Raw genomic sequence first — 18,963 nt, forward strand, 5'->3', positions numbered from 1 at the left:
AATAACTTGTTGAAGTTCGGCGCGAGAGCGGGGGGCCCCCCCCCCCCCCCCCCCCCCCCCCCCCCCCCCCCCCCCCCCCCCCCCCCCCCCCCCCCCCCCCCCCCCCGGCACCCGCCCGCCGGGGCCCGGGGCCGCTCAGACCACGCTGCCGGTCAGCCGCTCGCCGGGGCCCCCGCCCGGCGGGTCGGGCACGGGGGAGGCCTCGCGGAAGGCCAGCTGCAGCGAGCGCAGGCCGTCGCGCAGCGAGCGGGCGTGCTGCCCGCCGATGTCGGGCGCCGAGGTCGTCACCAGCCCGGCCAGCGCGGTGATGAGGATGCGGGCCTCGGCCAGGTCCAGGTGGTCGGCGGCGTCGGGGCCCTCGGCCAGCCCGCACTTGACGGCCGCGGCGCTCATCAGGTGCACGGCGGCGGTCGTGACGACCTCCACCGCGGGCACGTCGGCGATGTCCCGGGCCAGCTCGGCGGTCGCGTCGACCGTCGCGCCGGTCGCGTCGCCCGTCGCGTCGTCGCCCGCGGGGCCGCCGTCGGTGTGGGGGTGGGGTTCTGACTGCATGCTGCTACCCTGACAGGTGACCGACCGGCTCACGTCACCGGTCCGCGGTTCCGCGGGCGGGCGTTCGTGGGGCCGGAACGTGAAGCGGAGGCCTCCTCCCACCCCGGTGCACCACGCGCCGCGGGTCCCGGTCCCTCCCCCGTCCGCGGGGGAGACAGGCGTCGTCGTCGCCCTCGTGCGCCGCGGTGCCGGATCAGGCTGGCCTCCGTGCGCGTCCGAGCGCGGGGGCCTTCCCCGTGTCCGGCGGCCCCGCCCGACGACGAAGGAGCAGCACATCAGCGAGCCCCGCATCAACGACCGCATCCGTGTTCCCGAGGTGCGGCTCGTGGGCCCCAACGGTGAACAGGTCGGCATCGTGCGCGTCGAGGACGCGCTGCGGCTGGCGGACGAAGCGGGTCTCGACCTGGTCGAGGTCGCCCCCACCGCGCGACCGCCGGTCTGCAAGCTCATGGACTTCGGCAAGTTCAAGTACGAGTCCGACATGAAGGCCCGCGAAGCGCGCAAGAACCAGTCGAACACGATCCTCAAGGAGATCCGCTTCCGCCTGAAGATCGACCCGCACGACTACGGCACGAAGAAGGGCCACGTCGAGCGGTTCCTCAAGGCGGGGGACAAGGTCAAGGTGATGATCATGTTCCGCGGGCGCGAGCAGTCCCGGCCCGAGATGGGCTTCCGGCTGCTGCAGCGCCTCGCGGAGGACGTCTCCGACCTGGGCAGCGTCGAGAGCTCGCCGCGCCAGGACGGCCGCAACATGGTGATGGTCATCGGGCCGCACAAGAAGAAGGCCGAGGCCAAGGCCGAGGAGCGCCGCCGCAAGGACTCCGCCGAGCAGGAGGCCGCCGACCAGGCGACCCCCGCCTCGCAGTCCCCGGACGGCGAGGGCTCCCAGCCCGACCAGGCACCCGTCACCGCGTCCTGACGCACGGCGCGCGACCGGGCCCGCCCCGCCGGGCGGGCCCGGTCCCGCGCGCCCGCCAGACCCCCGCCGGGCACCACCCGGCACCGACCACAGGAGAGACCCCCGTGCCCAAGAACAAGACCCACTCCGGCGCCAAGAAGCGGTTCCGCATCACCGGCTCCGGCAAGGTCATGCGCGAGCGCGCCAACAAGCGCCACCTGCTCGAGGTCAAGCCGAGCACGCGCACCCGCCGTCTCTCGATCGACGCCGTGGTGGCCCCCTCGGACGTCAAGAAGATCAAGAAGCTCCTGGGTCACTGACCGTCGCCACCACCCCCACCACCCCCGCGCGGAGCGCGCGGCCGTCCGCGACGGCCCGCCGGCGCCCGCGCACCGATGAGCAAGGAGAACCCCCGTGGCACGCGTGAAGCGCGCAGTCAACGCCCAGAAGAAGCGCCGCGTCGTCCTCGAGCAGGCCAGCGGCTACCGCGGCCAGCGCTCGCGGCTGTACCGCAAGGCGAAGGAGCAGGTCACCCACTCCCTCGTCTACGCCTACCGCGACCGCAAGGCGCGCAAGGGCGACTTCCGCCGCCTGTGGATCCAGCGGATCAACGCCGCGGCGCGCGCCGAGGGCATGACCTACAACCGCTTCATCCAGGGCCTGAAGGCCGCCGGCGTCGAGGTCGACCGCCGCATGCTCGCCGAGCTGGCCGTCTCCGACGCGCCCGCCTTCGCCGCCCTGGTGCAGACCGCCAAGGCCGCCCTGCCGGCCGCCCCGGTCGTCGCGGCCGCCGAGGGCTCCGCTGCCTGAGCAGCGCCAGCACCACCCCGGACGCCCGGCAGCCGCCGTGCTGACCGACCCGCGCGCTGCGCGGGTGCGGTCGGTGCGGTCGCTGACCGGGCGTCCGGCGCGTTCGCGCCACGGCCGCTTCCTCGCCGAGGGCCCGCAGGCGGTGCGCGAGGCCGTCGCCGCGCACGTGGCCGCGCGCACCCGCGCGGACGGCGTGCCGGGCGCGCCGGTGGTGCTGGAGCTGTACGCCACCGACGAGGCCGCGCAGCGGTACCCGCGGATCGTGGCCGACGCCCTCGAGCACGGCGTGCGCACGTGGACGGTCACCGACGAGGTCCTGGCCGCCATGACCGACACCGTCACCCCCCAGGGGCTGGTGGCGGTGTGCCCGACGGCGACCGCGGAGCTGCCCGACGTCCTGGCCCGCCGGCCCCGCCTGGTGGCGCTGCTGGACCGGGTGCGCGACCCGGGCAACGCGGGCACCGTGCTGCGCGCCGCCGACGCCGCCGGGGCCGACGCCGTGGTGCTCACCGCCGGCAGCGTGGACGTGTTCAACCCCAAGTGCGTGCGATCCACCGCGGGCAGCCTGTTCCACCTGCCCGTGGTCGTCGGCGTCCCGCTGGAGGGCGCCGTGAGCGCCCTGCGGGCGGCGGGGTGCTCGGTGCTGGCCGCCGACGGCACCGGGGCCCTGGACCTGGACGACCTGGCCGACGCGGCCGCCACCGCGGCGCCCGCGCCCGTGGACCTGGCCTCGCCCACGGCGTGGCTGTTCGGCAACGAGGCCGCCGGGCTGGACGACGCCGGGCGGGCCGCGGCGGACGCCGTCGTGCGCGTGCCGCTGCACGGGCGCGCGGAGAGCCTGAACCTGGCCACCGCGGCCGTGGTGTGCCTGTACGCCAGCGCCCGCGCGCAGCGCCGGGCGCGCTGAGGCCCGCCGCGCCCGGCGGCTCGGCGGGTCCCCGCCCGGGCCCCGGCGCGCGCCCGGCGCGGTGATCCGCGCCGCATGCCCTAGCCTCGGCCCGTGCCCGAGGTGAGGGGGACCACCGGGGCCGCTCCCGCGGCGGCGCTCCCACCCGTGCGCCCGCACCGGGAGGCCCCGAGCGGGCCGGCCGCCCCCGGCGCCGGCGGGCTGGTGCCGCTGGACGAGCTGCCCGACGGCGTGGTGCTCGTCGACGCCGACCGGCGCATCACGGCCGTCAACGCCGCCGCGGCCGCCCTGCTGGGCCGCAGCCGCCAGGACCTGCTGGGCTCGGACGTGCGCCGGGCGCTGCCGCTGCAGGACACCTCCGGCCGCCGCTGGTGGGACGTGGCCGACCCCGCCCTCGACACCTCCGACGGGCACTCCGAGCGGATGCTGCTGCTGCCCGGCGGGCGCGAGCTGCTGGTGACCGCCCGCTACGTGCGCTCGGAGGCCGGTGCGGTCCAGCGCGCGGTGGTGGCGCTGCGCGGCACCGGCCAGCGCCGCCGCGCGGAGTCCGACGCGGCCAGCCTCATCGCCACCGTCGCCCACGAGCTGCGCTCGCCGCTGACGTCGGTGAAGCAGTTCACCGCGAGCCTGCTGCGGCGCTGGGACCGCTTCACCGACGAGCAGAAGCGCCTGATGCTGACCACGGTGCAGGCCGACGCCGACCGCGTCACCCGCCTGGTGGGCGACCTGCTGGACGTCTCCCGGGTGGACACCGGCCGGCTGCAGGTGCACCGCCGCCCGGTGGACCTGCCCGCGCTCGTGCGCGAGCACGTGGAGCGCCTGCGGGTGGCCGGCTACGAGGACGACCGCTTCGAGCTGCGGCTGGCCGAGGGGCTGCCGGACCTGTGGGCCGACCCCGACCGCCTGGCGCAGGTGGTCACCAACCTCGTGGAGAACGCGGTGCGGCACGGCGCCGGCACCGTCGTCCTCACCGTCGCCCACGACCCCGCGCTGGACCCGGCCGAACCGGGCGAGGTGGTCCTGACCGTCGACGACGCCGGCGAGGGCGTGCCGCCGGAGAACCGGCCGTACGTCTTCTCCAAGTTCTGGCACGGCGGCAGCCGCGGCGGCACCGGCCTGGGCCTGTACGTCACGCGCGGGCTGGTGGAGGCGCACGGCGGGGACGTGGAGGTCTCGGCCTCGCCCGCGGGCGGGGCGCGCTTCCGGGTGCGCCTGCCCGCCGGCGAACCGCCCGCGACCCCGTACTGACCGCCTGCCGACCGCCCCGGCCCACGGCGTCTGGGAGGATCGCCCCGATGCCCGCGGCCGGGGACCCCCGGCCGCCGACCGGGAGGAGACGTCGCACCCGATGCCCGCTGAAACCGCCGCCGCGGCGGCCGACGGTCCGCTCGGGGAGGCCGCCGTGCAGGCCGCCCTCGACGAGGCGCTGACGGCGGTGGCCGCCGCGGGCGACCTCGACGCGCTCAAGGCCGCCCGCCTGGCCCACGCCGGGGACCGCAGCCCGCTGGCGCTGGCGAACCGGGCCATCGCCTCGCTGCCCGGGCCGGACAGGGCCGCCGCCGGCAAGCGCGTGGGCGCCGCCCGCGGCCGCCTGAACCAGGCCCTGGCCGCGCGCACCGAGGTCCTGCGCGCGCAGGAGGAGGAGCGCGCGCTGCGCGCGGAGGTCGTCGACGTGACCCTGCCGGCGCGCCGCCCCGAGCGCGGCGCCCGCCACCCGCTGCCGCTGCTGATGGAGCGCGTCGCCGACGTCTTCACGGCGATGGGCTGGGAGGTCGCCGAGGGGCCCGAGGTCGAGGCGGAGTGGTTCAACTTCGACGCCCTGAACTTCGACGCCGACCACCCCGCCCGGCAGATGCAGGACACCTTCTACGTCGCCGACGAGCGCGGCGGCTCCGGCTCGGGCCTGGTGCTGCGCACGCACACCTCCCCGGTGCAGGCGCGCTCGCTGCTGACGCGCGGCGTGCCGCTGTACGTGGTCTGCCCCGGCAAGGTGTTCCGCACCGACGAGCTGGACGCCACCCATACGCCGGTGTTCCACCAGCTGGAGGGCATCGCGATCGACGAGGGCCTGACGATGGCGCACCTGAAGGGCACCCTGGACCACTTCGCGCGCGCCATGTTCGGCGACGCCGTGGAGACCCGCTGGCGCCCGGCGTTCTTCCCCTTCACCGAGCCCAGCGCCGAGCTGGACCTGCGCTTCTCCCTGGGCCGGGAGGCCGAGCGCGGCTGGATCGAGTGGGGCGGGTGCGGGATGGTCAACCCGAACGTCCTGCGCGCGTGCGGGATCGACCCGCAGCGCTACCAGGGCTTCGCCTTCGGGATGGGGATCGAGCGGACCCTGATGTTCCGCAACGGGGTGACGGACATGCGCGACATGGTGGAGGGCGACGTGCGGTTCAGCCGGGCGTTCGGCGTGGAGGACCTCTCGGCGTCGGGGGTGGCCGACGTCCTCGGCGGCCGCGTCCCGGCCGCCGCCGGCGAGGGGCAGGACGAGCTCTGATGCGCGTGCCCCTGAGCTGGCTGGCCGAGCACGTCGAGCTGGAGCCCGGCGCGCGCGGCGCCGACGTGGCCGCCGCCCTGGTGCGGGTGGGCCTGGAGGAGGAGGGCGTGCACACCTCCGACGTCACCGGCCCCCTCGTCGTCGGCCGCGTGCTCGACCTCGTGCCGGAGCCGCAGAAGAACGGCAAGACGGTCAACTGGTGCCACGTCGACGTCGGCCCCGAGCACAACGGCCCCGACGGGCACCGCGGCATCGTGTGCGGCGCGCACAACTTCACCGCCGGCGACGCCGTCGTGGTGGCCCTGCCCGGCGCCGTGCTGCCCGGCGGCTTCGCCATCGCCTCGCGCAAGACGTACGGGCACGTCTCCGACGGGATGATCTGCTCGGCCAGGGAGCTGGGCCTGGGCGCGGACCACTCCGGGATCATCGTGCTCGAGCGCCACCTGCCCGGCGCCGAGCTGACCCCCGGGCAGGACGCGCTGGCGCTGCTGGGCCTGGACGAGGAGACCGTCGAGGTCAACGTCACCCCCGACCGCGGCTACTGCTTCAGCGTGCGCGGCATCGCCCGCGAGTACGCCCACGGCACCCGCCGCCCCGTCGCGCGGGTCTTCCGCGACCCGGTCGCCGTCGACGTGCCGGCCGCGGCCGGAGCGGGGTACCCGGTGCGCCTGGCCGACGACGCGCCGGTGCGCGGGGCGGCCGGCTGCGACCGGTTCGTGGCGCGGGTGGTGCGCGGGGTCGACCCCTCCGCCCCGACGCCGCGGTTCATCGCCGACCGCGTCCGCCAGGCCGGCATGCGCTCGATCTCGCTGGCCGTGGACGTCACCAACTACCTCATGCTGGAGACCGGGCAGCCGCTGCACGCCTACGACCTGGGCCGGCTGCAGGGCGAGCTGGTGGTGCGCCGGGCCCGCGCGGGGGAGCGGCTGACCACCCTCGACGACGTCGAGCGGGTCCTGGACCCCGAGGACCTGCTCATCACCGACGAGGTGCCCGGCGACCCGTCCACCTCCCGGGTGCTGTCCCTGGCCGGCGTCATGGGCGGCGCCGTCACCGAGGTGTCGTCCTCGACCACCGACGTGCTCGTCGAGGCCGCGCACTTCGCCCAGCTCTCGGTCGCGCGCACCGCCCGCCGCCACAAGCTGCCCACGGAGAGCGCCAAGCGCTTCGAGCGCGGCGTGGACCCGGCGGTGGCCGCGCAGGTGGCGGAGCTGGCGGTGCGCCTGCTCGTCGAGCACGGCGGCGGCACCGCCGACCCGGGCGCCACCGACGTCGGCGGGCCGGCCGCCCCGCCGCTGCTGTCGATGCCCGCCGGCTTCGTCGAGCGGGTCGTCGGCGCGCCGTTCACCGAGCAGGAGGTCGTCGGCGCCCTGGAGGAGATCGGCTGCACTGTGAGCACCGACGGCGCCGGCCTCGCGGTCGTGCCGCCGAGCTGGCGGCCGGACCTGCTGCAGCCGGTGGACCTCGTGGAGGAGGTCGCGCGCCTGCGTGGCTACGACACGATCCCCTCGGTGCTGCCGGCGGCCCCGGCCGGGCGGGGCCTGACCGCCGGCCAGCGCGCCCGCCGCTCGGCGGCGCGGGCGCTGGCGGACGACGGGTTCGTGGAGGTCCTGTCCTACCCGTTCGTGGCCGCCGCCGTGCACGACGCGCAGGGCCTGCCGGCCGACGACCCGCGCCGCGCGGCGCTGCGGCTGGCCAACCCGCTGTCGGAGCAGCAGCCGCTGATGCGCACCGCCGTGCTGGACTCGCTGGTGGAGGTGGTGCGCCGCAACGTCTCGCGCGGCCTGCGCGACCTGGCGCTGGTGGAGTTCGGCGCGGTCACCCGCCCGCGCGCGGGCACCGGCCCGGCCCCGCTGCCGGGCGCGGACCGCCGCCCCGGCGAGGAGGAGCTGACCGCCCTGCTGGCCGCGGTACCGCCGCAGCCGCTGCACGTGGCCGGGGTGCTCACCGGCACCCGCCGCCCGCCGGGCGCGGCCGCCGCCGGCTTCGCCCGCGACGCCGAGCCGGTGCTGTGGGCGGACGCGGTGGACGCGGTGCGCACCGTCGCCGCGGCGCTGGGCGTGCCGGTCGTGGTGGAGGCCGGCGAGCACGCGCCGTGGCACCCGGGCCGCTGCGCCCGGGTGAGCACCCCGGCGGGTCACCTCGTCGGCCACGCCGGCGAGCTGCACCCGGCGGCCCTGGCCGCGCTGGAGCTGCCGGCGCGCTCGGCGGCCTTCGAGCTGGACCTGGACGTCCTGCTCGCGCAGGTCGGCGCGACCCCGCAGGTGGCGGAGCTGTCCGGCTACCCGGCGGCCACCCAGGACGTCGCGCTGGTGGTCGAGGGGGCGGTGGCCGCGGCCGCCGTCGAGGAGGCGCTGCGCGAGGGCGCCGGCGAGCTGCTGGAGGACGTGCGCCTGTTCGACGTCTACACCGGCCCCCAGGTGGGCGAGGGGCGCAGGTCCCTGGCGTACGCGCTGCGCTTCCGAGCCCCGGACCGCACCCTGACGGCGGAGGAGGCCAGCGCCGCCCGCGAGGCCGCGGTGGCCGAGGCGGCCCGCCGCACCGGGGCGGTGCAGCGTGCCTGAGCGCGGGGGCGTGGCGCTGGTCACCGGCGCCAGCCGCGGCATCGGGCGCGAGCTGGTGCTGGGCCTGGTCCGCGCCGGCTGGGCGGTCGGCGCCCTGGCGCGCGACGCGGTGGCGCTGGACGAGGTCGTGGAGGAGGCCACCGCCGCCGGCGGGCGCGCGGTGGCCACCGCCGTCGACGTGACCGACGCGCGCGCGGTGGCGGCCGCGGTGCACGCGCTGGAGTCCGAGCTGGGCGGGGCCACCCTGCTGGTGAACAACGCCGGGCGCATCGAGGCCGACGAGGCCGTGCCGTGGGAGGCGGACCCGGAGGAGGTGCGCCGGGTGCTGGAGGCCAACGTCCTGGGCCCCTTCCACCTGGTGCGCGCGGTGGTGCCGGGCATGGTGGCGCGCGGCGGCGGGCGGGTGGTCGACCTCAGCTCCGGCGCGGCGCACAAGGACTCGCCGGTGCACGCGGCGTACGGCGCGAGCAAGGCGGCGCTGTTCCGCCTGGGCGGGGCGCTGACCGCGGCCGGGCGCGAGCACGGGGTGCTGGCCTTCGAGGTCTCGCCCGGGGTGGTGCGCACGGCCATGTCCACCTCCATGGCCCAGCACGCCCAGCGCACCGAGTGGACCGACCCGGCCGACGTGGTCGCGCTGGTGCTGGCCGTGGCCCGCGGGGAGCTGGACGCGTGGGCCGGGCGGCTGGTGCGCGCCGGGGTGGACACCCCGGCCTCGCTGGCGGCCGCGGCGCGCGCGGACCTGCCGGCCTCCGCCCGGGTGCTGGGCCTGGCGCCCTACGGCCCGGGGGACCCGCTGGCCTGACCCTTGATGCATGACTACGCGCCAACGTGTATGGTCATGCGCATGGAGACGGACAGGCGGCTGAAGGTCGCCGTCGCGGGCGCCAGCGGCTACGCCGGCGGTGAGCTGCTGCGGCTGCTGCTGCAGCACCCGCACGTGGAGATCGGCGCCCTGACCGGCGCCTCCAACGCCGGCACCGCGCTCGGCGAGCTGCAGCCGCACCTGCTGCCGCTGGCCGGGCGCGTCCTGCGGCCCACCACCGCCGAGGTGCTCGCCGGCCACGACGTGGTGTTCCTGGCGCTGCCGCACGGGCACTCCGCCGCCGTGGCCGCCGAGCTCGGCGAGGACGTGCTCGTCGTGGACTGCGGCGCCGACCACCGGCTGACCGACCCCGCGCAGTGGGAGCGCTTCTACGGCTCCGAGCACGCCGGCAGCTGGCCCTACGGGCTGCCCGAGCTGCCGCTGGCCGGCGGCGGCAAGCAGCGCGAGCGCCTGGCCGGCGCGCGCCGCGTCGCGGTGCCCGGCTGCTACCCCACCAGCGTGAGCCTGGCCCTGGCGCCCGGCTTCGCCGCCGGCCTGCTGGCCGGCGAGGACGTCGTCGTGGTCGCCGCCTCGGGCACCTCCGGCGCCGGCAAGAGCCTCAAGCCGCACCTGCTCTCGGCGGAGGTCATGGGCTCGATGAGCCCCTACGGCGTCGGCGGCGGCCACCGGCACACCCCCGAGATCGAGCAGAACCTCGCCCTGGCCGCCGGTGCTCCGGTGTCGGTCTCCTTCACCCCCACGCTGGCGCCGATGCCCCGCGGCATCCTCGCCACCTGCACCGCCCGGCTCGCCCCCGGTGCGGCCGCCGCCGACGTGCGCGCCGCCTGGGAGCGGGCGTACGCGGACGAGCCGTTCGTCCACCTGCTGCCCGAGGGCCGCTGGCCCACGACCGCCTCGGTCCTGGGCGGCAACTCCGCGCTCCTGCAGCTGGCCGTGGACGAGCACGCCGGGCGCGTCGTCGTCGTGGCCGCCATCGACAACCTCACCAAGGGCACCGCGGGGGGAGCCGTGCAGAGCGTCAACGCCGCCCTCGGGCTGGACGAGACCACCGGTCTGAGCGCGGTGGGGGTGGCCCCGTGAGCGTCACCGCCCCCGCCGGCTTCCGCGCCGCCGGCGCCACCGCCGGGCTCAAGCCCAGCGGCAGGCCCGACGTCGCCCTCGTCGTCAACGACGGCCCGCTCGACGCCGCGGCCGCCGTCTACACCTCCAACCGGTGCAAGGCGCACCCGGTGCTGTGGAGCGAGCGGGCCAGCGCCGACGGCCGGCTCCGCGCGGTCGTGCTGAACTCCGGCGGCGCGAACTGCTTCACCGGCCCGGCGGGCTTCCAGACCACCCACGCCACCGCCGAGCTCGTCGGCGAGCTGCTCGGCTGCGGCGCCGGCGACGTCGTGGTCTGCTCCACGGGGCTGATCGGCGTCGAGCTGCCCCGCGAGCGGCTCCTGGACGGCGTGCGCACCGCGCACGGCGCGCTGTCCGCCGACGGCGGCCCCGACGCCGCCACGGCGATCATGACGACCGACACCGTCTCCAAGCAGGCCGTCGCCGAGGTCGGCGGGTTCACCGTCGGGGGCATGGCCAAGGGCGCGGGCATGCTCGCCCCGGGCCTGGCCACGATGCTCGTGGTGCTGACCACCGACGCCGTCGCCGAGCCGGCGGAGCTGGACCGGGCCCTGCGCGCGGCCACCCGCACCACCTTCGACCGGGTGGACTCCGACGGCTGCACGTCGACCAACGACACCGTCGTGCTGCTGGCCAGCGGCGCCTCCGGCGTGCGCCCGGAGCCGGCCGAGCTGGACGCGGCCGTGCACGACGTGTGCGCCCGCCTGGCCCGCATGCTCGTCGGCGACGCCGAGGGCGCCGACCACGACATCGCCGTGGAGGTCGTCGGCGCCGCCCGCGAGGACGACGCCGTCGAGGTGGGCCGCTCCATCGCCCGCAACAACCTCTTCAAGGCCGCGGTCTTCGGCAAGGACCCCAACTGGGGCCGCGTCATGGCCGCCGTGGGCACCACCTCCGCCGAGTTCGACCCGCAGGCGCTGGACGTCAGCCTCAACGGCGTCCCCGTGTGCGTCGGCGGCGCCCCCGGCGCCGACCCCGCGCAGGTCGACCTCGCGCCCCGCGAGGTGCACGTGCGCGTGGACCTGCACGCCGGCGAGCACAGCGCCACCGTCTGGACCAACGACCTCACCCACGCCTACGTCCACGAGAACAGCGCCTACTCCACATGAGCGACCTGACGAACCTGACCGCGGAGGACAAGGCGAGCGTGCTCGTCGAGGCCCTGCCCTGGCTGCAGAAGTGGCACGGCGCCCTGGTCGTGCTGAAGTACGGGGGCAACGCCATGGTCGACGACGACCTCAAGCGCGCCTTCGCGCAGGACGTGGTGTTCCTGCGCACCGCGGGCCTGCGCCCCGTCGTGGTGCACGGCGGGGGCCCGCAGATCTCCGCCATGCTCGACCGCCTGGGCATCGCCAGCGAGTTCCGCGGCGGCCTGCGCGTGACGACCCCCGAGGCGATGGAGGTCGTGCGGATGGTGCTCGTGGGCCAGGTGGGCCGCGAGCTCGTCGGCCTGCTCAACGCCCACGGCCCCCTGGCGGTGGGGCTGTCCGGCGAGGACGGCGGGCTGCTGCGCGCCGTGCGGCGCGAGGCCCTCGTCGACGGCGAGCTCGTCGACGTCGGCCTCGTCGGCGACGTGGTGGGGGTGGACCCGGCCGCCGTCAACGACCTGCTGGACGCCGGGCGCATCCCGGTCATCTCCACGATCGCCCCCGAGGTCGACGCGGACGGCCGGGCCGTGCCGGGCTCGGTCCTCAACGTCAACGCCGACACCGCGGCCTCCGCCATCGCCGTCGCGCTGGGGGCGCAGAAGTTCGTCGTCATGACCGACGTGGCGGGCCTGTACGCGGACTGGCCGAACCGCGAGTCGCTGGTCAGCGAGATCACCTCCGGGGAGCTGGCGGACCTGCTGCCGTCCCTGGAGTCCGGCATGGTGCCGAAGATGGAGGCGTGCCTGCGCGCGGTGCGCGGCGGCGTGCCGCGCGCCACGGTCATCGACGGCCGGCTGGCGCACTCGGTCCTGCTGGAGGTCTTTACGACCTCCGGCAACGGCACGATGGTCGTGCCGTGAACCTCGAGGGGGGAGCAGCGGTGGCGGCAGCAGCGGCAGGAGCCGCGGCGGGAGCGGTGGAGCTCGCGGGAGGGGCCGAGGCCCTGCCGGTGACCGAGGGTGGCGCGGCGGCGTGGCTGCAGCGCTACTCCTCGTCGGTCATGGGCACCTACGGCACCCCGCAGCGCGTCCTGGTGCGCGGCGAGGGCTGCCACGTCTGGGACGCCGACGGCAACCGCTACCTGGACCTGCTGGCGGGCATCGCCACCAACGCCCTCGGCCACGCGCACCCGCTGCTGGTGGCCGCGGTCACCTCGCAGCTGACCACGCTGGGCCATGTGTCGAACTTCTTCGCCACCGCCCCCCAGATCGCCCTGGCCGAGCGGCTGCTCGAGGTCGCCCGAGCCCCGGAGGGCTCGCGGGTGTTCTTCTGCAACTCCGGCGCCGAGGCCAACGAGGCGGCGTTCAAGATGGCCCGGCGCACCGGCCGCCCCAAGGTCGTCGCGGCCGTGGACGCCTTCCACGGCCGCACGATGGGCGCCCTGGCGCTGACCTCCAAGCAGGCCTACCGCGCCCCGTTCGAGCCGCTGCCCGGCGGGGTGGAGTTCGTCCCCTACGGCGACGTCGGCGCGCTGGGCCGCGCCGTCGACGGCGCCACCGCCGCGGTCTTCCTCGAACCCGTCCAGGGCGAGGGCGGCGTCAACCCCGCGCCCGACGGCTACCTGGCCGCCGCCCGGCGCATCACCGCCGACCACGGCGCCCTGCTCGTCCTCGACGAGGTGCAGACCGGCATCGGGCGCACGGGGGAGTGGTTCGCCCACCAGCAGGCCCGCCACGCCGGCGTCCTGCCCGACGTCGTCACGGTCGCCAAGGGCCTGGGCGGCGGGATCCCCGTCGGCGCGGCGCTGGCCCTGGGCCCGCGCAACGCCGCCCTGCTCGGCGCCGGGCAGCACGGCACCACGTTCGGGGGCAACCCCGTCGCGGCCGCGGCCGGCCTGGCGACCCTGCACGCCGTCGAGCGCGACGGGCTGCTGGGGAACGTCCGCGCCGTCGGCGCGCACCTGCGCGAGGGGATCGCCGCGCTGGGCCACCCCCTGGTGGCCGGCGTGCGCGGCGAGGGCCTGCTGCTGGGGGTCGAGCTGACCGCTCCGGTCGCCCCCGCCGCCGTGAGCGCCGCCCTGGCGCGCGGCTTCATCGTCAACGCCGTGCGCCCCGGCACCCTGCGCCTGGCCCCGCCGCTGGTGCTCACCGCCGCGCAGGCGGACACCTTCCTGCAGGCCCTGCCGTCCGTGCTCGACGACGCCCAGAACACCGCGGAGGACGCGTGACCACCCGCCACTTCCTGGCCGACGACGACCTCAGCCCGGCCGAGCAGGCCGAGGTCCTGGCGCTCGCGGCCCGGCTGAAGACCGACCGCTTCGCCGAGCGGCCCCTGGAGGGCCCGCGCACCGTCGCGCTGCTGTTCGACAAGCCCTCCACCCGCACCCGCGTCTCGTTCAGCGTCGGCGTGGCCGAGCTGGGCGGTTCCCCGCTCGTCATCGACGCCGCCGGCTCCCAGCTGGACCGCGGCGAGCCGGTCGCCGACACCGCCCGCGTGCTGGAGCGCCAGGTCGCCGCGATCGTGTGGCGGACCTTCGCGCAGTCGCGCCTGGAGGAGATGGCCGCCCACTCGCGCGTGCCGGTCGTGAACTCCCTCAGCGACGACTACCACCCGTGCCAGATCCTCGCCGACCTGCAGACGGTCGCCGAGCACAAGGGCCGCCTGGCCGGGCTGACGATGGCCTACCTCGGCGACGGGGCGAACAACATGGCCCACTCCTACGCCCTGGGCGGCGCCACGGCCGGGCTGCACGTGCGCATCGCCACCCCGCCCACCGACCTGCCCGACGCGGGGATCGTGGAGCGCGCCCGCGCCGTGGCGACCGGCACCGGCGGGTCCGTCACCGTCACGCAGGACCCGCGCGAGGCCGCCGCCGGCGCCGACGTCGTGGTCACCGACACCTGGATCAGCATGGGCCAGGAGGGCCTGGACGCCGCCGACCGCCTGCAGCGCTTCACCCCGTACGCGGTGACGGCGGAGACGATGGCCCTGGCCGACCCCGCGGCGATCGTCCTGCACTGCCTGCCGGCCTACCGCGGCAAGGAGATCTCCGCCGAGGTCCTGGACGGGCCGCAGTCGGTGGTGTGGGACGAGGCGGAGAACCGGCTGCACGCCCAGAAGGCGCTGCTCGTCTGGCTGCTCGCGAACTCGCGGTGAGCGCGGCGTCGGGCACGGGCACCAAGGCGTTCCGGCACGACCGGATCGCCGCGGTGCTGGCGCGCTCGCCGGTGCGCTCGCAGACGGAGCTGGCCGCGCACCTGGCGGCCGAGGGCGTGGCGGTCACCCAGGCCACGCTCTCGCGCGACCTCGTCGAGCTCGGCGCCGTGAAGGTCCGCGACGGCGACCGCGGCCTCGTCTACGCCCTGCCCGCCGAGGGCGGCGACCGCACCCCGCGCCGCGGCGTCGCGCAGGAGGTCCTCGACGCGCGCCTGGCCCGCTGGTGCGAGGAGCTGCTGGTGAGCGCCGAGGCGTCGGCGAACCTGGTGGTCCTGCGCACCCCGCCGGGGGCCGCGCAGTTCCTGGCCAGCGCGATCGACCACTCCCTCATGCCGTCGGTGCTGGGCACCATCGCCGGCGACGACACCGTCCTCGTCATCTCCCGCGACCCGCTGGGCGGCGCTGCCGTCGCCGCGCGGTTCCTGGCGCTGGCCCGCCGCGAGGACGCCCCCACCGCCGGTCCCACCCCCCACGACGAAGGAGAGACCCCGTGAGCGAGCAGCCGCTGCACCGGCAGGCCGAGAAGGGGCTGTGGGGCGCGCGCTTCGCCAGCGGGCCCGCGCAGGCGATGGCCGCGCTGTCGAAGTCCACGCACTTCGACTTCCGCCTGGCCCGGCACGACCTGGCGGGCTCGCGCGCCCACGCCCGGGTGCTGCACCGCGCCGGCCTGCTCGACGACGCGGTGCTCGCAGCCCTCCTGGCGGGCATCGACGCCCTGGAGGCGGACGTCGTCTCCGGCGCCTTCACCCCCGCCGAGGACGACGAGGACGTGCACTCCGCGCTGGAGCGCGCGCTCGTCGAGCGCGTGGGCGCCGACGTCGGCGGCCGCCTGCGCGCCGGGCGCTCGCGCAACGACCAGATCGCCACGCTGCTGCGGGTGTTCCTGCGCGAGCACGCCCGCACGGTCGCCGCCGGGGTGCTCGACGTCGTCGAGGCCCTGGTGGAGCAGGCCGCGGCCCACCCCGGTGCCGCCATGCCGGGGCGCACGCACCTGCAGCACGCCCAGCCGGTGCTGCTGGCCCACCACCTGCTGGCGCACGCCTGGCCGCTGCTGCGCGACGTGCAGCGCCTGCGCGACTGGGACGAGCGCGCCGCGGTGTCCCCCTACGGCTCCGGTGCGCTGGCGGGCTCCTCCCTGGGGCTGGACCCGCAGGCGGTGGCCGAGGAGCTGGGCTTCACCCGCAGCGTGGAGAACTCCATCGACGGCACCGCCTCGCGCGACGTCGCCGCGGAGTTCGCCTTCGTCGCGGCGATGATCGGGGTGGACCTCTCCCGGATCTCCGAGGAGGTCGTGCTGTGGGCCACGAAGGAGTTCTCCTTCGTCACGCTGGACGACGCCTGGTCCACGGGGTCGAGCATCATGCCGCAGAAGAAGAACCCCGACGTGGCGGAGCTCGCGCGCGGCAAGGCGGGCCGGCTCATCGGCGACCTGACGGGCCTGCTGAGCACGCTGAAGGGCCTGCCGCTGGCCTACAACCGGGACCTGCAGGAGGACAAGGAGCCGGTGTTCGACGCCGTCGACACCCTCGAGCTGCTGCTGCCCGCGGTCGCCGGCATGGTCGGCACGCTGCGCTTCCACACCGGGCGGATGGCCGATCTGGCCCCGCAGGGCTTCGCGCTGGCCACGGACGTGGCCGAGTGGCTGGTGCGCCGGGGCGTCCCCTTCCGCGAGGCGCACCACCTCTCCGGCGCGTGCGTGCGCCGCTGCGAGGAGCGCAGCGAGGTCGAGGGCCGCGCCGTGGAGCTGTGGGACCTCACCGAGGACGACCTCGCCTCGATCTCCCCGCACCTGACGCCGGAGGTCCGCAGCGTGCTCAGCGTCGCCGGCTCGCTCGCCTCGCGCGACGCCGTCGGCGGCACCGCGCCGGTGCGGGTGGCCGAGCAGCTGGAGCAGGCGCGCGCCGCGCTGGACGGGTACCGGGCGTGGACGCGCCCCTGACGCCCTCGGCGCCCCTGCCGCGGGACTTCTTCGCCCGGGACGTGCTGGAGGTCGCCCGCGACCTGCTCGGCCGCGTCGTGCGCCACCGCACCGCCGACGGCGCGGTGGCGGTGCGGCTGACCGAGGTCGAGGCGTACGCGGGGGCGGCCGACCCGGGGTCGCACGCCTTCCGCGGCCGCACCGCGCGCACCGCGGTGATGTTCGGCCCGGCCGGCCACGCCTACGTGTACTTCTCGTACGGGATGCACTGGTGCGTGAACCTGGTGACGGGCGCGGAGGGCACCGCCTCGGCGGTGCTGCTGCGCGCCGGCGAGGTCGTGGAGGGCGTGGAGCTGGCGCGCTCGCGCCGCCCCGCGGCCCGCCGCGACGCCGACCTCGCGCGCGGGCCGGCCCGCCTGACGCAGGCCCTGGGGGTCACCGGCGCGCTCGGCGGGGCGGACGTCTGCTCCGGCGGGCCGCTGGAGGTCCTCGCGGGCCGGCCGCTGCCGGACGCGGGGGTGTCCTGGGGGCCGCGCGTCGGCGTGGCCGGCGCCGGTGCGCCCACCCCCTGGCGCGCCTGGGCGACCGGTGAGCCGACCGTCTCGCCGTACCGGGCCGCGGTACCGCGTCGACCGCGGCGCGCCTGATCGGGCAGGCTGGGGCCACCCGGCGGGGCCAGAGGCGCCCCGCCACGGACCTGAGGAGAGTCGAGCCGTGAGCGAGGTCTGGGACGAGCTGCAGTGGCGGGGCCTGGTGGCGCAGTCCACCGACGAGGCCGCGCTGCGCCAGGCGCTGCAGAGCGGACCGCTCACGTACTACGTGGGCTTCGACCCGACGGCGGCGAGCCTGCACGTGGGGCACCTGGTGCAGGTGCTCACCGCCCGGCGGCTGCAGCGGGCCGGGCACAAGCCGCTGATCCTGGTGGGCGGGGCCACCGGCCTGGTCGGGGACCCGCGACCCTCGGCCGAGCGCACGATGAACGACCCCGCCACGGTGGCCGGCTGGGTGGGGCGCCTGCAGTCGCAGATCGCGCCGTTCCTGGACTTCGACGGGCCGGCGGCCGCGACGATGGTCAACAACCTGGACTGGACACAGCCCATGTCGACCATCGAGTTCCTGCGCGACGTGGGCAAGCACTTCAGCGTCAACCGGATGCTGGACCGCGAGGCGGTGGCCAAGCGCCTGGCCACCACGGGCATCTCCTTCACCGAGTTCGCCTACGTGCTGCTGCAGTCCAACGACTACCTGCAGCTGCACCGCCGGCACGGCTGCGCCCTGCAGCTGGGCGGCTCGGACCAGTGGGGCAACATCACCGCCGGCTGCGAGCTGGTGCGCCGCGTGGACGGCGACACCGTCCACGCGCTGGCCACCCCGCTGCTGACCAAGGCGGACGGCACCAAGTTCGGCAAGACGGAGTCCGGCGCGGTCTGGCTCGACCCGGAGCTGACCAGCCCGTACGCCTTCTTCCAGTTCTGGCTCAACGCCGAGGACTCCCAGGTGGAGGGCTACCTGAAGGCGTTCTCCTTCCGCAGCCGGGAGGAGATCGAGGAGCTGGGCCGGCAGGCCCGCGAGCAGCCGCGGGCCCGCGCGGCCCAGCGCGCCCTGGCGCACGACGTGACGGCCCTGGTGCACGGGGAGGCCGCGGCCCGCGCCGTCCAGGACGCCTCGGCGGCCCTCTTCGGCGGCTCGGACCTGTCGGCGATCGACGAGCGCACCCTGCGCGGTGCCCTGGAGGAGCTGCCCACCGCCACCCCGGACTCCCTCGACGTCCCGGTGGCCCAGCTCCTGGTGGACACCGGCCTGGCCCCCTCCCGCAGCGCGGCCCGCCGCACCATCGGGGAGGGCGGTGCCTACGTGAACAACACCAAGGTGGCCGATCCCGAGGCGACGCTGGCCGACGCCCTGGCCGGCGCCGGTCTGCTGCAGGGCCGCTACGCCGTCCTGCGGCGCGGTCGCAAGTCCCTCGCCGCCGTCTCGGTTCCGTTGCGGCAGTAACGGATCCGTTCCCGTCCCGGCACGGATTTGGTGCTCGGGGCGTCAGCGGCGTACTGTTCTTCCTGTCGCCCGGACGGGGCGGCCGCCGGGGCCGGGAGGCCGCGGGGGCTCGCTGCGGGTGGGTGGCACCGGAAAGCTCGACCGGGGATGGGTTGAAGTTCGGCCTGGTTCCTGGTTATAGTGGGAAAGTTGCCCCTGATCAGGTTCTCCTTCGCGGGAGGGTCGACGGGGTGCGTCCGGTTCTTGAGAACTCAACAGTGTGCCAAGTGTTGATGCCAAACAATCAACCCCGTGGCGTTGTCCTCCTTTTCCGGCGTCCGCCGGGTGGGGGGTGCGTCTCGGATTCCTTTGGTGTTGAACCCCGCCACCTCCTCGCCAGGTGGTGGTGGGACTTTCGAGACCAGAGGTCAAACTAAGCAAGTCACGAAGATCTGGCGCTTTCGGGTGTCTATGGTTTTTTCGACGGAGAGTTTGATCCTGGCTCAGGACGAACGCTGGCGGCGTGCTTAACACATGCAAGTCGAACGGTGAACCCCTTCGGGGGGGATCAGTGGCGAACGGGTGAGTAACACG

Annotated in this window: 18 protein-coding genes and 1 rRNA gene; 18 read left to right on the forward strand and 1 reads right to left on the reverse strand. The window is 76.2% G+C overall.

Features of this window, described 5'->3' with window-relative positions:
* Positions 1-135 precede the first annotated feature (135 nt).
* Positions 136-552, reverse strand: coding sequence for a DUF1844 domain-containing protein (locus tag ACRYR7_RS16550; protein ID WP_432573209.1), 417 nt, complete (start codon positions 550-552; stop codon positions 136-138).
* Positions 553-826: 274 nt separating this feature from the next.
* Here ACRYR7_RS16550 and infC point away from each other — a divergent pair, with 274 nt between their 5' ends.
* The 18 genes from infC to ACRYR7_RS16640 form a co-directional block, all read left to right on the forward strand.
* Positions 827-1,471: a translation initiation factor IF-3 gene (gene infC, locus ACRYR7_RS16555; RefSeq protein ID WP_432573225.1), complete on the forward strand. Its 645-nt coding sequence runs from the start codon at positions 827-829 to the stop codon at positions 1,469-1,471.
* Positions 1,472-1,575: 104 nt separating this feature from the next.
* On the forward strand, positions 1,576-1,770 hold the full coding sequence (rpmI, locus tag ACRYR7_RS16560; protein ID WP_432573210.1) for a 50S ribosomal protein L35: 195 nt from the start codon (positions 1,576-1,578) through the stop codon (positions 1,768-1,770).
* 94 nt (positions 1,771-1,864) lie between these two features.
* Positions 1,865-2,260, forward strand: coding sequence for a 50S ribosomal protein L20 (gene rplT / locus ACRYR7_RS16565; RefSeq protein WP_432573211.1), 396 nt, complete (start codon positions 1,865-1,867; stop codon positions 2,258-2,260).
* Positions 2,261-2,333: 73 nt separating this feature from the next.
* Positions 2,334-3,167 carry a TrmH family RNA methyltransferase gene (locus ACRYR7_RS16570; RefSeq protein WP_432573212.1) on the forward strand — a complete coding sequence of 278 codons (834 nt, stop codon included), beginning with the start codon at positions 2,334-2,336 and terminating at the stop codon, positions 3,165-3,167.
* A 93-nt stretch (positions 3,168-3,260) separates the two neighbouring features.
* Entirely contained in the window at positions 3,261-4,415 is a 1,155-nt protein-coding gene (locus ACRYR7_RS16575) for a sensor histidine kinase (RefSeq protein ID WP_432573213.1), read from the forward strand.
* A gap of 100 nt (positions 4,416-4,515) precedes the next feature.
* Positions 4,516-5,667, forward strand: a complete 1,152-nt coding sequence (gene pheS / locus ACRYR7_RS16580) for a phenylalanine--tRNA ligase subunit alpha (protein WP_432573214.1) — start codon at positions 4,516-4,518, stop codon at positions 5,665-5,667.
* Positions 5,667-8,231, forward strand: a complete 2,565-nt coding sequence (gene pheT, locus ACRYR7_RS16585; protein ID WP_432573215.1) for a phenylalanine--tRNA ligase subunit beta — start codon at positions 5,667-5,669, stop codon at positions 8,229-8,231. Before pheS ends, pheT begins: the two co-directional genes overlap by 1 nt.
* Complete coding sequence (locus ACRYR7_RS16590) at positions 8,224-9,033, forward strand: SDR family NAD(P)-dependent oxidoreductase (protein ID WP_432573216.1); 810 nt, start codon at positions 8,224-8,226, stop codon at positions 9,031-9,033. The genes pheT and ACRYR7_RS16590 overlap by 8 nt, the downstream gene beginning before the upstream one ends.
* 42 nt (positions 9,034-9,075) lie before the next feature.
* Positions 9,076-10,134: an N-acetyl-gamma-glutamyl-phosphate reductase gene (gene argC, locus ACRYR7_RS16595; protein WP_432573217.1), complete on the forward strand. Its 1,059-nt coding sequence runs from the start codon at positions 9,076-9,078 to the stop codon at positions 10,132-10,134.
* The gene (argJ, locus tag ACRYR7_RS16600) at positions 10,131-11,282 is read left to right on the forward strand and encodes a bifunctional glutamate N-acetyltransferase/amino-acid acetyltransferase ArgJ (protein ID WP_432573218.1); all 1,152 of its coding nucleotides are present in this window, start codon (positions 10,131-10,133) and stop codon (positions 11,280-11,282) included. The genes argC and argJ overlap by 4 nt, the downstream gene beginning before the upstream one ends.
* Positions 11,279-12,181 carry an acetylglutamate kinase gene (gene argB / locus ACRYR7_RS16605; protein ID WP_432573219.1) on the forward strand — a complete coding sequence of 301 codons (903 nt, stop codon included), beginning with the start codon at positions 11,279-11,281 and terminating at the stop codon, positions 12,179-12,181. Before argJ ends, argB begins: the two co-directional genes overlap by 4 nt.
* A 56-nt stretch (positions 12,182-12,237) precedes the next feature.
* On the forward strand, positions 12,238-13,488 hold the full coding sequence (locus ACRYR7_RS16610) for an acetylornithine transaminase (RefSeq protein ID WP_432573220.1): 1,251 nt from the start codon (positions 12,238-12,240) through the stop codon (positions 13,486-13,488).
* Positions 13,485-14,417, forward strand: coding sequence for an ornithine carbamoyltransferase (argF, locus tag ACRYR7_RS16615; RefSeq protein WP_432573221.1), 933 nt, complete (start codon positions 13,485-13,487; stop codon positions 14,415-14,417). Before ACRYR7_RS16610 ends, argF begins: the two co-directional genes overlap by 4 nt.
* Positions 14,414-14,971 (forward strand): arginine repressor, encoded by a 558-nt coding sequence (locus ACRYR7_RS16620; RefSeq protein WP_432573222.1) that lies wholly within the window; start codon positions 14,414-14,416, stop codon positions 14,969-14,971. The genes argF and ACRYR7_RS16620 overlap by 4 nt, the downstream gene beginning before the upstream one ends.
* An 11-nt stretch (positions 14,972-14,982) precedes the next feature.
* On the forward strand, positions 14,983-16,416 hold the full coding sequence (gene argH, locus ACRYR7_RS16625) for an argininosuccinate lyase (protein WP_432573226.1): 1,434 nt from the start codon (positions 14,983-14,985) through the stop codon (positions 16,414-16,416).
* Positions 16,401-17,042, forward strand: coding sequence for a DNA-3-methyladenine glycosylase (locus ACRYR7_RS16630; protein WP_432573223.1), 642 nt, complete (start codon positions 16,401-16,403; stop codon positions 17,040-17,042). The genes argH and ACRYR7_RS16630 overlap by 16 nt, the downstream gene beginning before the upstream one ends.
* Positions 17,043-17,109: 67 nt before the next feature.
* On the forward strand, positions 17,110-18,390 hold the full coding sequence (gene tyrS, locus ACRYR7_RS16635) for a tyrosine--tRNA ligase (protein ID WP_432573224.1): 1,281 nt from the start codon (positions 17,110-17,112) through the stop codon (positions 18,388-18,390).
* A gap of 459 nt (positions 18,391-18,849) precedes the next feature.
* Positions 18,850-18,963 (forward strand): 16S ribosomal RNA (locus ACRYR7_RS16640); the annotation flags it as partial.

Origin of the sequence: Kineococcus gurbantunggutensis, from assembly GCF_050871925.1 — a bacterium.
Taxonomy (GTDB): domain Bacteria; phylum Actinomycetota; class Actinomycetes; order Actinomycetales; family Kineococcaceae; genus Kineococcus.

Excerpts from the sequence above, each read along its gene's own strand:
- ACRYR7_RS16550 (WP_432573209.1), bottom strand. The coding sequence starts at position 552 with ATGCAGTCAGAACCCCACCCCCACACCGACGGCGGCCCCGCGGGCGAC.
- pheS (WP_432573214.1), top strand. The coding sequence starts at position 4,516 with ATGCCCGCTGAAACCGCCGCCGCGGCGGCCGACGGTCCGCTCGGGGAG.
- pheT (WP_432573215.1), top strand. The coding sequence starts at position 5,667 with ATGCGCGTGCCCCTGAGCTGGCTGGCCGAGCACGTCGAGCTGGAGCCC.
- argC (WP_432573217.1), top strand. The coding sequence starts at position 9,076 with ATGGAGACGGACAGGCGGCTGAAGGTCGCCGTCGCGGGCGCCAGCGGC.
- argB (WP_432573219.1), top strand. The coding sequence starts at position 11,279 with ATGAGCGACCTGACGAACCTGACCGCGGAGGACAAGGCGAGCGTGCTC.